The organism is Burkholderia sp. MBR-1 (assembly GCF_013822785.1).
GTDB lineage: Bacteria > Pseudomonadota > Gammaproteobacteria > Burkholderiales > Burkholderiaceae > Burkholderia > Burkholderia vietnamiensis.
Window position 1 is genome coordinate 45,361 of record NZ_CP053611.1, and the last position, 14,217, is coordinate 59,577.

Sequence of the window (14,217 nt, forward strand, 5' to 3'; positions counted from 1 at the left end):
CGATCCCGCGCGTATGAGGCTCACGCAGTTGAGCGACGCGCAGCGCGCGCTGCCGACGCTGTTCGTCGAGCACGATCCGCCGCGCGAGCATCCGACCGACACGCTGCATCCGGTGCAGGACCCGAACGTCCTGCTGGTGCACGTGACGCCGTTCAACGCGCTGATGTGGGACAACGGCGTCACGCCGACGCGCGTGATCGAGCACGGCGTGCTGGTGCCCGACGACGTCGCGTATCACGGCACGCTGCCCAAGGGCGTGACGGTCGTGAACAACCTCGCGCGGCGCGGCCGGCGGCTCGGCGCGGACCTGTTCGAGGAAGTGCGTCGCAACGTGCCGCTCGATCTGGTCGGCATGGGCTCGGCCGAGCTGGGCGGGATCGGCGAGGTGCCGAACCCGGCGCTGCCGCAGTTCCTGTCGCACTACCGGTTCTTCTTCAATCCGATCCGTTACACGAGCCTCGGGCTCGCGGTGATCGAGGCGATGATGATCGGGCTGCCGATCGTTGCACTGGCAACGACCGAGATGGCGCAGCTCGTGAAGACCGGCAGCAACGGCGTGGCCGACACGCGTCCGGCCGCGCTGATCGATGCGATGCGCATGCTGATCCGCGACGCGGACCTCGCGCGCGAGTGGGGCGCGGCCGCGAGGCGCGACGCGCGCGAACGCTTCGGGATCGAGCGGTTCGCGCGCGACTGGGACAGCGCGTTGCGCGACGTCGCGGCGTAGCGGCCGCGGCTACTGGCTTGCCGCGGTCGGCGGCGCGGCGGCGGCCGATGCTGCCGATGCGGCCGACCCGGTCGACGCGCTGGCCGAGCCGCCCGCCGTGGCGGCGCCGCTCGTCGCGGCGCCGGGCGCACCGCCGCTCACCGCATTGCGCTCGTGCTCGGGCAACAGCGCGAGGCGGTTGTACAGCGTCTTCAGGCTGATGCCGAGCGCCTTCGCGGTACGCGGCTTGTCGCCGTTGAAATGCCGCAGCGACGCGACGATGAAGCGCTGCTGCGTATGCGCGAGCGTCGCGCCGATGTGCAGCGTCATCGCGTTGTGACGCACTTCCTCGCGCGGCGGCTGGCGACGCGGCAGCTGCAATTCGATCTGTTCGTCGGCGAGGATGAACGCGCGCTCCAGCGCGTTGCGCAGCTCGCGCACGTTGCCGGGCCACGTATAGGCGCGCAGCGCCTTCATCGCCTGCATCGACAGGCGCTTGCGCGTGCGGTGCCGCGCATTCAGCCGGTCGATGATCTGCACCGCGATGTCGCCGACGTCGTCCTCGCGCTGACGCAGCGCGGGCACGTGCAGCGCGATCGTCGCGATCCGGTAGAACAGGTCTTCGCGCAGGCGGCCGCTGCGCACGGCATCGACCGGATCGTGATGCGTGGCCGCGACGATCCGCACGTCGAGCGGAATCGGTTCGTGACCGCCCACGCGCATGATCGTGTTGGTTTCGAGCGTGCGCAGCAATTTGACTTGCAATTCCGCCGGCATTTCCGCGATTTCATCGAGAAACAGCGTGCCGCCGCGCGCGGCTTCGAACATGCCGACATGTTGCGCGACCGCGCCGGTGAAACTGCCTTTTTCGTGACCGAATAAATGCGACTCAGCAAGATCTTTCGGAATCGCGCCGCAATTGACCGGCACGAACGGCCCGCGCCGACGCGGGCTCATGTCGTGAATGAGCCGCGCGACGATGTCCTTGCCGGCGCCGCTTTCGCCTACTACGAGCACGCTGACGCGCGTGGCCGCGACGCGCGAGATTTTATGCAGCAAATCCTGGATTGTTCGCGAGCGGCCGAACAGTCGCGTGCCGTCATCGTCGGATTTCGACATAAGTGTTATCGCTTTGGGAAGTTTTGACCGAAACCGTCGAGGCATGCGGAAAAAGTGACACGGTGTACGTCGCTTTTATGTATCAAGGATACCGGTTATGGCCCTTCCAATAGATTGAATATTGCAATGCGAGCTTCGCGAATAGATAGATTTATTCGATGATCGCCGAATGCGCGACACGCTTCTTCTATACTGCTAAGCACTCGTTTGTCATGGCGGACAAACTCCCCATTTATTCGCGTGCAATGCGGGTCGCATCGCCGAGTGCCCGGCGCCGCATCCGCAGCGCCCGCCCGCCGCGGTTCCGGTCGAACTTCTGCCGGCCGCCTCACCAGGAGCTTCGATGCCTTATGTGCTGATCGTCGAAGACGATGCCGATACACGCGCGATGCTCGCGGCGCTCGCGCAGGCGCAGCAGCTCACCTGCGACACGGCCGCGACGCTAGAAGAAGCGCGCACGCTCGTCTCGACGCATACCCCCGATCTCGTGCTGTGCGATCTCGTGCTGCCCGACGGCAACGGGATGGATCTGTTCGATGCATTGCCGAAGCGCGGGCATTGCGAAATCGTGCTGACCACCGGTCACGCGAGCCTCGAAACCGCGATCGACGCATTGCGTCGCGGCGCGACCGACTACCTCGTGAAGCCGCTCAACATGCAGCGGCTGAACAGCATCTTCGCGCGCGTGCCGCGCACCACTGCGCTGCACGAAGAGATCGCCGAACTGCGCTCGGAGTTGCAGCGCCTCGGCCGCTTCGGCCGCATGCTCGGCAGCTCGCCGGCGATGCAGGCCGTCTACGATGCGATCGGCCGCGTCGCGCGCACCGAAGCGTCGGTGCTGCTCACCGGCGAGTCGGGCACCGGCAAGGAGCTGGCCGCGCAGACGGTCCATGATCTGAGCCTGCGCCGCCGCGGCCCGTTCCTCGCGGTGAACTGCGGCGCGATCGCCGCGAATCTCGTCGAAAGCGAAATGTTCGGCCACGACCGCGGCAGCTTCACCGGCGCGGAGCGGCAGCACAAGGGCTTCTTCGAGCGCGCCGACGGCGGCACGCTGTTCCTCGACGAAATCACCGAGATGCCGCTCGAATCGCAGGTCAAGCTATTGCGCGTGCTGGAGACGGGCCGCGTCACGCGGCTCGGCTCGACGCGCGAGATCGACGTCGACGTGCGCATCGTCGCGGCCACCAACCGCGATCCGGAAGCCGCGATGGCCGACGGCAAGCTGCGGCCCGACCTCTATCACCGGATCAACGTGTTCCCGATTCCGCTGCCGTCGCTGCGCGAGCGCGGCGACGACATTCCGATGCTCGCCGATGCGTTCCTGCAGCGCTACAACGAGGAAAGCGGACGCAACCTGCGCTTCGCGCCGGCCGCACGCGAGGCGTTGAAGTCTTACGCGTGGCCCGGCAACGTGCGCGAGCTGCGCAACTTCGTGCAGCGCGCGAGCATCTTCAGCGATGCGGATGTGATCGAGACCCTGCCGCCGCCGATCATGGAAGAGCTGTCGAACATGGTCGACTCGCAGGACGACCGCGTGACCGTGCCGTTCGGCACGCCGCTCGAGGAGGTCGACCGCAAGCTGATCCTCGGCACCATCGCGCAGTGCGGCGGCGTGAAGGCGCAGGCGGCCGAGGTGCTCGACGTCAGCCTGAAGACGATCTACAACCGGCTCGCGCAACTCGAAGGCGAGGTGGAGAAGCCGGACTCCTGATGCGGCCGCCGGCGCACTCATGCGACGCACTACTTCGCGCGCGATGTCGAGCATCGCGATCTCGTCGTCGCTGCCGAGGTTCACCGGTTCGCACGCATCGCCCGGCTCGTCCATCAGCCGCACCAGCGCGTCGATCAGATCGTCGACGTAGCAGAACGAGCGCGTCTGCATGCCGTCACCGTACACGGTCAACGGCTTGCCGGCCAGCGCCTGGGTGATGAAGTTCGACACGACGCGGCCGTCGGCCGGATGCATGCGCGGCCCGTACGTGTTGAAGATCCGCGCGATCCGCACGTCGACGCCGTACTGCCGGTGATAGTCCATGAACAGCGTTTCCGCGCAGCGCTTGCCTTCGTCGTAGCACGCGCGCACGCCGATCGGGTTCACGCGCCCGCAGTAGCGCTCGTCCTGCGGATGCACGTCGGGGTCGCCGTACACCTCGCTCGTCGACGCCTGCAGGATGCGCGCCTTCACGCGCTTCGCGAGGCCGAGCAGATTGATCGCGCCATGCACGCTGGTCTTGGTGGTCTGCACCGGGTCGCGCTGATAGTGCACCGGAGACGCCGGGCACGCGAGGTTGTAGATCTCGTCGACTTCCACGTACAGCGGAAACGTCACGTCGTGACGCATCAGCTCGAAATTCGGCGCATCGAGCAGGTGCGCGATGTTGTCCTTCGCGCCCGTGTAGAAGTTGTCGACGCACAGCACGTCGTGCCCGGCCGTCACGAGGCGCTCGCACAGATGCGAACCGAGAAAGCCCGCGCCGCCGGTAACGAGTACGCGTTTGCGATCGTAGCCCTTCATCATGCATTCTCCTTGCGGTGCGCGAGTACGCCCGGCGTGGTGGAAACCGGCGTGCGGCGGGTCGCGGCGGTGCCGGCGCGCTGCGGATACGCGACGTCGCGGTAGACGTCGACGAGGCGGTCGGCCACGCCGCGCCACGTGTAGAAGCGATGCGCGCGCAGGTAGCCGGCGCGGCCCAGCGCCGCGCACAGATCCGGTTGCGCGCGCAACTGCAGGAGGCGGGCGGCGAGCGCGGCCGGGTCGCGCGGCGGCACCAGATAGCCGGTGACGCCGTCGTCCACCGTCGTGCGGATGCCGCCGACGTCGCTGCCGATCACCGCCGCCGCGCATGCCATCGCCTCGACCGGCGTAATGCCGAACGGCTCGTACCACGGCGTCGTCACGAACACGTCGGCCGCGCTGTAGTACAGGTGCAGCGCCTCGCGGTCGCGCCGGCCGACGAAGGTCACGCGATCGGCGATACCGTTGTCGTGCGCGAGCGCCATGAGTCGCGCGAGTTCCGGGTCGCGCGCCGGGTCGGGCGTGGCCTGGCTGCCGCCGACGATGTAGAGATGGGTCGGCCGCTGCGGATCGCGCGGCATCCGCGCGAGCGCGTCGATCACGTTGTCGATGCCCTTGCGCGGCACCAGACGCCCGAGCTGCAACACGACGAACGCATCCTGCTGCCAGCCGAGCTGCGCACGCGCGTCGGCGCGCGGCACCGGTCGAAACTCCTGCGCATCGAACCCGCACGGCACGATCTCGATGCGCGCCGCGTCCGCGCGGTAGTGCGTGGTCAGGTCGAGCGCATCCTGCGGGCATTCGGCGATCAGGCGGTCGGAGCGGCGCGCGAGCGTGTCCTCGATCTTGAAGCGCGCGTCGGGAAAGCCGTCGGCCGCGCCCTGATGCAGCCGGCGCACGCGGCCGAGCGCGTGGAAGGTAGTGACGAGCGGAATGCCGAGGCGCTTCTTCACGCGCAGGCCGGCTTCGCCCGACATGAAGAAGTTCGCGTGCATCACGTCGACGGGGTCGGGCTCGCGCCGCATGCGCGCGATCATGTAATCGGCGAACGCCCCCATGTACGGCAGCAGCCGCTCCTTCGGCACATCGGTCGGCGGACCGGCCGGCACGTGGATCACGCGCATGCGCGGGCCGATCTGCACGACCTCCGGCAGGTGCGCATTGTCGCAACGCGTGTAGACGTCGACGTCGAGGCCGCGTTCGGCCAGCTGCTTCGCGACGTTGGCGACGTAGATGTTCTGGCCGCCCGCATCGACGCCGCCGATGACGCCCAGCGGCGACGCATGTTCACTGATCAACGCGATTCTTTGCATGGTGATGCTCCCGAGGTCGGGGCCGCGCCGGTGGGCCCCGTTGCATCCCTGTCCGGCAATCGGCATGCCCGCCGCTTTGCGGGGGAAGCGGCCCGCATCGGCGCCGAAAAAATTACAACGGCTTGGATGAAAGGGCGTCTGATCGGCGCGCCGCACGCGCGAGCCGCGCCGTGCGCGCGGCACGCGACTTGCGACATCGGCATACCAGCCGGCACGGCCGGCGCTCACGAAAGGAGGTCACGATGAAGGTATTTCTGCTGCAAGCCAGCGCGCCGCGAGCGCGCCGTCGTGCGGGCACGCGTCTCGGCATGGCGATCGCCGTCGCCGCTGCCGCCGCCTGCACCGTCGTCGCGCCGAGCGCGTTCGCCGCCGGCGACGACGCCGCTTCGTCGTCCGCATCGTCGTCCCATTCGAGCACCGGGACGAAGATTCACGACGCGACCATCACGACCAAGGCGAAGGCCGAACTGGTCGGCACGAGCGGCCTGTCGGCCGGCGACATCCACGTGAAGACGCGCCGCGGCGTCGTGATGCTGACCGGCAGCGTGCCGGACGAGCAGCAGCGCGGGCAGGCGGCCGACGTCGTCAGGAAGATCGACGGCGTGCGCGACGTGCGCAACCAGTTGACCATCCGCCCGAAGTGATCGGCGCGACGTAACAGGAGGTGTTATGAAGTGCACGCTCAAACCCGTCGGCGAGCAGACGATCGTGATCACGGGCGCGACGAGCGGCATCGGCCTCGTCACCGCGCGCAAGGCGGCACGCCGCGGCGCGAAGCTCGTGCTGTTCGCGCGCAACGGCGACGCGCTCGATACGCTGTGCGACGAGATCCGCCAGCACGGCGGCCTTGCGGTGCCGGTCGCGGGCGACGTCGCGAATCACGAGGATCTGCAGCGCGCCGCCGCGCAGGCCGTCGATACCTACGGCGGCTTCGACACGTGGATCAACAACGCCGGCGTCTCGATCTTCGGCACGGCGGCCGCGGTGCCGCTCGAGGATCAGCGGCGGCTGTTCGACACGAACTACTGGGGCGTCGTGCACGGCTCGCTCGTCGCGTCGGACCATTTCCGGCGCAAGGGCGATTTTCATGGCGGCGCGATCATCAACCTCGGCAGCGAGGCGTCGGACGCGCCGCTGCCGCTGCAGAGCGCGTATGTCGCGTCGAAGCACGCGGTGAAGGGCTTCACCGATTCGCTGCGGCTCGAGCTCGAGTCGGACCGCTTGCCGGTATCCGTCACGCTGATCAAGCCGGCCGCGATGGACACGATGTTCGTGATGCACGCGAAAAACTACATGAACGTCGAGGCGAAGCTGCCGCCGCCGATCTACGACCCCGAGCTGGTGGCCGACGCGATCCTGTTCGCGGCCGCACATCCGCGCCGCACGCTGTTCGTCGGCGGCGCCGCGAAGCTGGCCTCGGCGGGCGCGTATCACGCGCCGCGCCTGTTCGATCGCCTCGCGGCCACGTTGTTCTCGCGCGGCCAGCGCACCGTGCGCCCGGCACGCCCGCGCGACGACAACGCGCTGTACGAGTCGCGCCACGCGCTGCACGAGCGCGAAGGAATGGAAGGTCCGGTGCTGCGCGGTTGCGCATACAACGCAGTGGTGCAGCGTCCGAAGGTCGCGGGCGCCGTCGCGTTGGGCGCGGCCGCGCTGATGGTCGCGGCGCTCGCGCGGGCGCGGCGTACGACCGCGTAATCGATCTGGAGTGCGTTTTTCTTTCGAAGGAGGTTTCCATGTCATCCCGACAACACACCGGCCACGAATACAGCCACTCGCGCGCGCACGAAGGCGAGCGCACGCAGCAGGACCACGACAAGGGCGGCCATCAGACCGGCCACGGCAAGGCGCCGAGCCCGGTCGACGTGCAGAAGGCGCTGAAGGGCATGGACTACCCGGCGAGCAAGGCCGACGTCGTCCAGTGCGCGGAGCGCTCGCATGCGGACCAGCAGGTGCTGGAGATGCTGCGGCAGATCCCCGATCGCGAGTACACCACGCCGGCATCGGTGTCGAAGGAACTCGGGCGGCTGATGTGAGCGCCGCCGTCGGCCGTGCGCGCCGGCGCGCGCACGGCGCGTTACCGTCACGAGGAGCACGAGCATGGCGATGATCGTCGCAGGCCGCTTCACGACGTTCGATGAAGCGGAAGGTGGGGCGCGCCACCTCTACGAGCGCGCGTTCGGACCGGACGACGTGTCCATCTTCTTTCTGAACCCGGGCGGACAGCACGCGCGCTATCCGATCGGCGGCGACGTGTATGCCGATACGGCCGCGAAGCCCGGCGGCCGCGGCGCGATGGTCGGCGCATTGCGCGGCATGCTGATCGGCGTGATCGTCGGCCTGATCGCTTACGCGATCGGCCTGCGCTACTGGTTCGTGCCGGTCGCCGGCGCGTTGGCCGGCGCGTATCTCGGCGCCTTCGGCGGCGCGCTCGGACGGATGCGCGGCGAGCAGGCCGAGGGCAAGGGCACGCTCGAGCAGACCGAGAGCGGCGTGATCCTCGCCGCGCGCGTGACGGCCGCCACCGCGGCGGCGGCCGAAGACGTGTTGCGCGCGACCGGCGCGCAGGCGATCGAGCGCGTCGAAGGCGAATGGCAGGACGGCGAGTGGCGCGACTTCGACCCGGTGCGCCGGCCCGACGGCACGACGCAGGACGCCGCGCACTGACCATGCCGTTTCTGCACGCGCTTGCAATGCAGGGACGCACCGCGCGCGCACGGCCGCGAGCGGCCGTGCGGCACGAGCGGCGGCCTGCGGCATGCGGCTTGCGTCGTGCTCCCGACCCACGATCAAGGAGGCATACATGATCCAGGCACACACCCCGCCGCCCCAGAAGCAGACGCAGCAGCCGGGCAGCGAGCGGGACATGCAGCCGAAGCCGCGCGACGAGGCGGCCGATTACGTCGGCAGTGGCAAGCTGGCCGGCAAGGTCGCGCTCGTCACCGGCGGCGACAGCGGGATCGGCCGCGCGGTGGCGATCGGTTTCGCGAAGGAAGGCGCGGACGTCGCGATCGTCTATCTGAACGAGTCGGACGACGCCGCGCACACGAAGCGGCTCATCGAACAGGCCGGCCGGCGTTGCGAGGCGATCGCGTGCGACATCGGCGACCGGCAACAGGCGCGCGACGCGGTCGCGCGCACCGTCGAGCGGCTCGGCCGGCTCGACGTGCTGGTAAACAACGCGGGCGAGCAGCATCCGCAGCCCGGCATCGAGGACGTGACCGAGGAGCAGCTCGAGCGTACTTTCCGCACCAACGTGTACGGGATGATCTTCTGCACGCAGGCGGCGCTGCAGCACATGAAGGGCGGCGGCCGCATCGTCAACACGGCGTCCGTCACCGCGTACCACGGCAGCCCGAAACTGCCCGACTACTCGGCGACCAAGGGCGCGATCGTCGCGTTCACGCGCTCGCTGTCGATCGAGCTGGCCGAGCGCGACATCCGCGTGAACGCCGTGGCGCCGGGGCCGATCTGGACGCCGCTGATCCCGTCGACCTTCAGCGCCGAGCAGGTGTCGAAATTCGGCTCGAACGTGCCGCTCAAGCGGCCGGGCCAGCCCGACGAGCTGATCGACTGCTACGTCCTGCTCGCATCGGAAGGCACGAGCTACATGACGGGACAGACCTTGCATCCGAACGGCGGCTCGATCGTCGGCGGCTGACCGGTTCCCCACACAAGGAGAAAGCGCATGAAACGACCCAACTGGACGACCGCGGCGCTCGCTGCGGGCGCGCTCGCGGTAGCGGGGCTCGCGCACGCACAGATGCCGAGCGAGCCGCCCGCCTCGAATTCGCACGTGCCGGGCGGCGTGATCAATCCGTCGTCGGGCGCCGGTGCCGGCGATGCGGGCATGGCGAAGGCGCCGCAGGGCGCCGATGCGGAATTCGTCGACAAGGCCGCGATCGGCGGCAAGGCGGAAGTGCAGGCGAGCCAGCTGGCGCTGAAGCAGTCGAAGTCGTCCGACGTGCGCGCGTTCGCGAAGCGCATGGTGGCCGACCACGGCAAGGCGAATGCGCAGCTGAACCAGATCGCCGCGCGCAAGGGCATCAAGCCGCCGGTCGAGCAGGTGACCGACCCGGACGTCGAGGCGCTGCGCGGCAAGCAAGGCAAGGACTTCGACACCGCTTATGTCGCGGCGGCCGGCCCGGAAGCGCACCGCAAGACGATTGCGCTGTTCGAAACGGAGGCCCGCGACGGCAAGGACGCGCAACTGCGCGCGTTCGCGCAAGCCACGCTGCCGAAGCTCAAGCATCACCTGAGCATGGCGGAAGCGCTGCAGCGCAAGGTGGGCGCGCAGTAACGCGCGCCCGGTTCAACCCCGGGCCGCGCGTGCGGCCCGCATTTTTCGGAGAAGCAGTCATGGCCCAACGTCAATCGAAGCACGAAGGCATCCTCGAACTGCTCTGTCAGGCATACGAGACCGAGCTTGGCGGCGCGCAGATCTACGAGGCCGCGCTCCAGTGCGCGACCGACCCGGACCTGCACAAGGAATGGGAGAAATATCATCGCGAGACCCTGCATCACCAGGAAGTGCTGCGCAAGGTGTTCGAAACGCTCGGCCTCGATCCCGACGCGCAGTCGCCCGGCCGTGCCGCTGTCGCGGCCACGGGCAAGTCGCTGGTGCAGGTGATCCAGCAGGCGAAGAAGCAGGCCGATCCGGCCGTCGCGCAGGTCGTCGCGGCCGAGTGCGTGGTGCTCGCCGAGACGAAGGACCATCTGAACTGGGAGCTGATCGGCTATGCGGCCGACCAGCTGCGCGACAGCGACGCGGCGCGTGCGCTGAAGGCCGCGCACGACGAAGTCGAAGCCGACGAGGATCATCACCTCTATCACACCCGCGGCTGGGCGCGCGAGATGTGGATCGAGTCGATGGGCTTCAAGGCCGTGCTGCCGCCGCCGGAGGAAGTGAAGAAGGTCGAGTCGGCGGCCGATGCGGCGCGCGCCGAGCGCTCGCGCGGGAAGATGATGTAAGCGGGTCCGCTCGCGATCGGGCCGTGCCGCTCGCGCGGCCGGCCCGAGGCGACCGTGACCGAGAAGCGCGTGAATCCGCAGGCAAGAACCGCGGCCACTTCCCGAGCGATGTGGCCGCCAGCAGCAAACCAAATGGGCCGATCAGGGGCGGTAGAGTCTGCTCGCGAGCCTCGGTGACGCCCGCGCTGTAGCCCGCTGCAATGGCGGGTTTGATTCCGGCTGGTTAAAACTCCCGTTTTTCAAGAAGGCGTCCCCGCTCGTCAGGAGCGGCGCGCAGGCATTCGCGGCGGCTGTGCCTGTGAACGCTGGAATGCTCGTAAAATCGAGCATACGAGCCATAAGGAGCGATTTATCGAGCATGAAGGTCAATCAAGAGATGGCTGCCAGCCCGGCCGTGCTTGCCGAGACAAAGCACCTGGGGCAACTGCTCTCCCGTCTCCGTATAGCGAGAGGGGTCCATCAGAGCGAGGCAGCCACGCGAGCCGGACTGTCGCGCAATACCGCCTACCGCATCGAAAAGGGCGACCCTGGCGTGGCGATCGGTCAGGTGGTTCGATATCTGGAAGCGTTTGCTCCCGGCCTGCGCCTGCATGACTTGCTCTCCGAGACGGATCCGGCGCTCAAGTCGCTCGATGCCCGCACCCGTCGTCGACGAGTTAGCGTTCTGTCGGAGAGGGAACTCAAGGAGCTGGACTTCTAATGGCAGCAACGATCGCGAAGCTCGCGAGATCGCTGCGAACACTTCATCAGTGAGCCGGAGGGCATCGCAGGCCCGGCCGTCAACCGTTGTTGTATCCGCCGTCGCAGTCAGCCTCCATCGATTACCGCCATCCGTCGCCCGCAGTTGCAAACAGCAACGGCCGCCGCTCACGCCAGCATCACTACCATCACCACCACCGACGCCGCCATCAGCGCGACGGCAAGCCACCCCAGCACCCTCGATGCGACGCCGCTGCCCGGCTGGCCGGCCGCCCCGCGCCGCTGGGCGAGCAGCATCACGAGCACCAGCATCGGCACCGCGGCGATGCCGTTGAGCACCGCGCTCCAGTACAGCGCCTTGATCGGATTGACCGGGCCGAAGCAGATCGCGATGCCGACCAGCACGCACAGCGCGAGCACGCCGTAGAACGCCGGCGCGCGATGCACCGGCTCGTTGAGGCCCTCGCGGAACTGCCATGCCTCCGCGCAGCCGTAAGCGGCGCTGCCGGCGAAGGCCGGAATCGCCAGCAGCCCGCAGCCCACGATGCCGAACGCGAACACGACGAACGCCGCTTCGCCCGCGATCGGCCGCAGCGCTTCGGCGGCCTGCGCCGTCGACCCGATGTCGTGCCGGCCGTGCGTGAAGAACACCGCCGCGCCGATCACCATGATGCAGAACGACACCGCGTTCGTGACGATCATCCCGGTCCACGTGTCGAACGTGATGCGCCGCTCGGTGTCGCGACGGGTCGCGGGCGCGCTGGCGGTGTCGCCATCGCCGTTGCGCCGCTCGGCCTGGGTTTCCTCCACTTCGAGCGCGGCCTGCCACACGAACAGATACGGGCTGAGCGTCGTGCCGAGCACCGCGACCGCGGTGGTCGCGTAGTCGTGCGTGAACGCGATGTGCGGCAGCACCAGCGTATGCAGCAGATTGCGCCAGTCGACGTGCACGAAGCCGAGTTCCAGCACGTACGCGAGCAGGCCGAGCGTCATCCATTTGAGCCAGCGCGCATAGCGCTCGTACGACATCAGCACCTGCAGCGCGAGCGACGCGATCCCGTACAAGGCCGCGTACCAGTAGCTGCGCCCGCCGGCGACGAGCGCGGTCGCGTCGCCCATCGCGGCGAGATCGGCGCCGACGTTCACGACGTTGACGATCACGACCATCACGATCAGCGTTTTCGCGAGACGGTCGGAGAAGTGCTCGCGGATGCCGGCCACCAGCCCCTTGCGGTTGGTGCGCCCGACGAACGCGGCCGCGAGCTGCACGACGACCATCATCGGCAGCGTGACGACGATCATCCACAGCATGTTGAAACCGAACTGGCTGCCGGCCTGCGCGTACACCGCGACGTTGCTCGGATCGGCGTCGGATGCGCCCGCGAGCAGGCCGGGGCCGAGCCGCCGATACCACGGCTTCGCGGCCGGCGCGGGCGCGGACGTGGATGTCGAGGTGGGCGCGGCGTGCGTTGCGTCGTCGTTGCGCAGGTCGCTCATTCGGCGTCTCCGCGCGTGCCGTGCGCCGTGCCGGCGTCGCGCGCGAGTCGCGCTGCGGTGCGCAGCGCGTCGACCAGCGTCCGGTACGCGCGCTCGCGCGAATCGGCGCCGCGCGTGCGCAGCACGTAGGACGGGTGATACGTCGCGACGACGAGGCGGCCGCCCGGCGAGCGCAACGGCTGGCGCGCGCGTTCGAGCGTCGCGTCGTTGTCCTGCAGCACCGCGCGCAGCGCCGTCCCGCCGAGCGCGACGATCACGCGCGGCGCGAGCGTCTCGAGTTCGCGCTCGAGCCAGTAGCGGCACGCGGCGACCTCCCGCTGCGCCGGCGTCTTGTGCAGCCGGCGCTTGCCGCGCGGCTCCCACTTGAAGTGCTTGACCGCGTTGGTCACGTACACGCGGGCGCGATCGATCCCGGCTTCGTCGAGTGCACGGTCGAGCATGCGGCCCGCCGCGCCGACGAACGGCACGCCGGTCCGGTCTTCCTGATCGCCCGGCTGCTCGCCGACCAGCATGATCCGCGCGTCGGCGGGGCCGGCGCCCGGCACCGGCTGCGTCGCGTGCTCCCACAGCCCGCAGCGGCGGCACGCGTCGAGCGTGGCCGGCGCGTGGTCATCGGCGTCGCCGCCGTGCGTGTCGGCCGCGTCGGGCTGCGGCCGCTGCGATGGCTTGGCGTGCTGCGCGGCGTGCGTCGGATGTCGGGACGTGCGTTCCGTCATGCGGCGCCTCCCACGCAGCCCGACGCGTCGGCGTGCGCCGCGCGGCATGCGTCGCGCCCGCATGCGGGCGGCTTGCTGGGTTGGCGGTTCGGCCGTGCGCGCATCGAGGGGCTCCCGTATCGACGATATCGCGTCGATGCAGCAACCGGCATGCCGGGGACTTTCAATATGGGCGCGCAGTTTGCGCGGGGGCCGTATCCGCTGAATGGAGACACCCGATGCATACCCCCCGCGTCAACGATCCGGCGGCCGACGACGTGCTGCTGTGGCGTTCACCCGACAGCGTCCCGCCGCGCCCGCGCCGGGTGCTGGTGGTCGACGACTACCGCGACGCGGCCGATGCGCTGCAACTGCTGCTGGAGGCGCGCGGTTTCGAATGCCGCGTCGCCGACGATCCGTTCGCCGTCTGCGCGCTCGCGCGCGACTGGCAGCCGTTCGCGATCGTGCTGGACATCGCGATGCCGGGCCTCGACGGCCTGCAGCTCGCGACGCGGCTGCGCGCCGACCCGCGCACCGCCGACATGCTGCTCGTCGCCTGCAGCGCGCACGCGTCGCAGCGCGATCGCGAGCGTGCGCGCGAAGCAGGCTTCGACGCGCACTGCGCGAAGCCGCTCACGCCGCACCGGCTGCTCGCCTACCTGGAATCGGCGAGCGGCGGACGGCGCTGACGCGCGCGGCGCG

At 69.0% G+C, this 14,217-nt stretch carries 14 protein-coding genes and 2 pseudogenes; 11 read left to right on the forward strand and 5 right to left on the reverse strand.

The features are described from left to right. Positions 1 to 28 precede the first annotated feature (28 nt). Positions 29 to 727, forward strand: a pseudogene (locus MBR110_RS24620) (glycosyltransferase); the annotation flags it as partial. A gap of 9 nt (positions 728 to 736) precedes the next feature. Here the strand turns inward: MBR110_RS24620 and MBR110_RS24625 are convergent. After that, positions 737 to 1,825, reverse strand: coding sequence for a sigma-54 interaction domain-containing protein (locus tag MBR110_RS24625; RefSeq protein ID WP_181709624.1), 1,089 nt, complete (start codon positions 1,823 to 1,825; stop codon positions 737 to 739). A gap of 343 nt (positions 1,826 to 2,168) precedes the next feature. Between MBR110_RS24625 and MBR110_RS31990 the strand changes: the two genes are divergently transcribed. After that, positions 2,169 to 3,536, forward strand: coding sequence for a sigma-54-dependent transcriptional regulator (locus MBR110_RS31990; RefSeq protein ID WP_011879849.1), 1,368 nt, complete (start codon positions 2,169 to 2,171; stop codon positions 3,534 to 3,536). 3 nt (positions 3,537 to 3,539) lie between these two features. Here the strand turns inward: MBR110_RS31990 and MBR110_RS24630 are convergent. Together MBR110_RS24630 and MBR110_RS24635 are read right to left on the reverse strand one after the other, a co-directional pair. Continuing rightward, positions 3,540 to 4,340, reverse strand: a pseudogene (locus tag MBR110_RS24630) (UDP-glucuronic acid decarboxylase family protein); the annotation flags it as partial. After that, positions 4,340 to 5,653 (reverse strand): glycosyltransferase family 4 protein, encoded by a 1,314-nt coding sequence (locus MBR110_RS24635; protein WP_034192856.1) that lies wholly within the window; start codon positions 5,651 to 5,653, stop codon positions 4,340 to 4,342. The pseudogene MBR110_RS24630 and the gene MBR110_RS24635, both read right to left, overlap by 1 nt. 242 nt (positions 5,654 to 5,895) lie before the next feature. Between MBR110_RS24635 and MBR110_RS24640 the strand changes: the two genes are divergently transcribed. From MBR110_RS24640 to MBR110_RS24675, 8 genes are all read left to right on the forward strand, one after another. Beyond that, positions 5,896 to 6,297, forward strand: coding sequence for a BON domain-containing protein (locus MBR110_RS24640; RefSeq protein ID WP_181709625.1), 402 nt, complete (start codon positions 5,896 to 5,898; stop codon positions 6,295 to 6,297). 25 nt (positions 6,298 to 6,322) lie between these two features. Beyond that, a complete protein-coding gene (locus MBR110_RS24645; protein ID WP_181709626.1) occupies positions 6,323 to 7,351 on the forward strand; it encodes an SDR family oxidoreductase in 1,029 nt (342 codons plus the stop codon). Positions 7,352 to 7,389: 38 nt separating this feature from the next. Further along, positions 7,390 to 7,689, forward strand: a complete 300-nt coding sequence (locus MBR110_RS24650) for a DUF2795 domain-containing protein (RefSeq protein WP_014725677.1) — start codon at positions 7,390 to 7,392, stop codon at positions 7,687 to 7,689. A 64-nt stretch (positions 7,690 to 7,753) separates the two neighbouring features. Then, positions 7,754 to 8,320 carry a membrane protein gene (locus MBR110_RS24655; protein WP_011879858.1) on the forward strand — a complete coding sequence of 189 codons (567 nt, stop codon included), beginning with the start codon at positions 7,754 to 7,756 and terminating at the stop codon, positions 8,318 to 8,320. A gap of 136 nt (positions 8,321 to 8,456) precedes the next feature. Continuing rightward, the gene (locus MBR110_RS24660; RefSeq protein ID WP_181709627.1) at positions 8,457 to 9,314 is read left to right on the forward strand and encodes an SDR family oxidoreductase; all 858 of its coding nucleotides are present in this window, start codon (positions 8,457 to 8,459) and stop codon (positions 9,312 to 9,314) included. A 27-nt stretch (positions 9,315 to 9,341) separates the two neighbouring features. Beyond that, the gene (locus MBR110_RS24665; protein WP_181709628.1) at positions 9,342 to 9,953 is read left to right on the forward strand and encodes a DUF4142 domain-containing protein; all 612 of its coding nucleotides are present in this window, start codon (positions 9,342 to 9,344) and stop codon (positions 9,951 to 9,953) included. A gap of 59 nt (positions 9,954 to 10,012) precedes the next feature. Continuing rightward, a complete protein-coding gene (locus tag MBR110_RS24670) occupies positions 10,013 to 10,624 on the forward strand; it encodes a DUF892 family protein (protein ID WP_011879861.1) in 612 nt (203 codons plus the stop codon). A 358-nt stretch (positions 10,625 to 10,982) separates the two neighbouring features. Further along, positions 10,983 to 11,324, forward strand: a complete 342-nt coding sequence (locus tag MBR110_RS24675) for a helix-turn-helix domain-containing protein (protein ID WP_034192851.1) — start codon at positions 10,983 to 10,985, stop codon at positions 11,322 to 11,324. Positions 11,325 to 11,491: 167 nt separating this feature from the next. On the opposite strand, the gene MBR110_RS24680 is transcribed toward MBR110_RS24675, so the two are convergent. Beyond that, complete coding sequence (locus tag MBR110_RS24680) at positions 11,492 to 12,820, reverse strand: Nramp family divalent metal transporter (RefSeq protein ID WP_181709629.1); 1,329 nt, start codon at positions 12,818 to 12,820, stop codon at positions 11,492 to 11,494. Continuing rightward, positions 12,817 to 13,536 carry a UdgX family uracil-DNA binding protein gene (locus MBR110_RS24685; RefSeq protein WP_175984168.1) on the reverse strand — a complete coding sequence of 240 codons (720 nt, stop codon included), beginning with the start codon at positions 13,534 to 13,536 and terminating at the stop codon, positions 12,817 to 12,819. Before MBR110_RS24685 ends, MBR110_RS24680 begins: the two co-directional genes overlap by 4 nt. 218 nt (positions 13,537 to 13,754) lie before the next feature. On the opposite strand from MBR110_RS24685, the gene MBR110_RS24690 reads away from it, so the two are divergent. Continuing rightward, complete coding sequence (locus MBR110_RS24690; protein WP_059456176.1) at positions 13,755 to 14,204, forward strand: response regulator; 450 nt, start codon at positions 13,755 to 13,757, stop codon at positions 14,202 to 14,204. Positions 14,205 to 14,217 lie beyond the last annotated feature (13 nt).

Excerpts from the sequence above, each read along its gene's own strand:
- MBR110_RS24625 (WP_181709624.1), bottom strand. The coding sequence starts at position 1,825 with ATGTCGAAATCCGACGATGACGGCACGCGACTGTTCGGCCGCTCGCGA.
- MBR110_RS31990 (WP_011879849.1), top strand. The coding sequence starts at position 2,169 with ATGCCTTATGTGCTGATCGTCGAAGACGATGCCGATACACGCGCGATG.
- MBR110_RS24635 (WP_034192856.1), bottom strand. The coding sequence starts at position 5,653 with ATGCAAAGAATCGCGTTGATCAGTGAACATGCGTCGCCGCTGGGCGTC.
- MBR110_RS24640 (WP_181709625.1), top strand. The coding sequence starts at position 5,896 with ATGAAGGTATTTCTGCTGCAAGCCAGCGCGCCGCGAGCGCGCCGTCGT.
- MBR110_RS24645 (WP_181709626.1), top strand. The coding sequence starts at position 6,323 with ATGAAGTGCACGCTCAAACCCGTCGGCGAGCAGACGATCGTGATCACG.
- MBR110_RS24650 (WP_014725677.1), top strand. The coding sequence starts at position 7,390 with ATGTCATCCCGACAACACACCGGCCACGAATACAGCCACTCGCGCGCG.
- MBR110_RS24655 (WP_011879858.1), top strand. The coding sequence starts at position 7,754 with ATGGCGATGATCGTCGCAGGCCGCTTCACGACGTTCGATGAAGCGGAA.
- MBR110_RS24660 (WP_181709627.1), top strand. The coding sequence starts at position 8,457 with ATGATCCAGGCACACACCCCGCCGCCCCAGAAGCAGACGCAGCAGCCG.
- MBR110_RS24665 (WP_181709628.1), top strand. The coding sequence starts at position 9,342 with ATGAAACGACCCAACTGGACGACCGCGGCGCTCGCTGCGGGCGCGCTC.
- MBR110_RS24670 (WP_011879861.1), top strand. The coding sequence starts at position 10,013 with ATGGCCCAACGTCAATCGAAGCACGAAGGCATCCTCGAACTGCTCTGT.
- MBR110_RS24675 (WP_034192851.1), top strand. The coding sequence starts at position 10,983 with ATGAAGGTCAATCAAGAGATGGCTGCCAGCCCGGCCGTGCTTGCCGAG.
- MBR110_RS24680 (WP_181709629.1), bottom strand. The coding sequence starts at position 12,820 with ATGAGCGACCTGCGCAACGACGACGCAACGCACGCCGCGCCCACCTCG.
- MBR110_RS24685 (WP_175984168.1), bottom strand. The coding sequence starts at position 13,536 with ATGACGGAACGCACGTCCCGACATCCGACGCACGCCGCGCAGCACGCC.
- MBR110_RS24690 (WP_059456176.1), top strand. The coding sequence starts at position 13,755 with ATGCATACCCCCCGCGTCAACGATCCGGCGGCCGACGACGTGCTGCTG.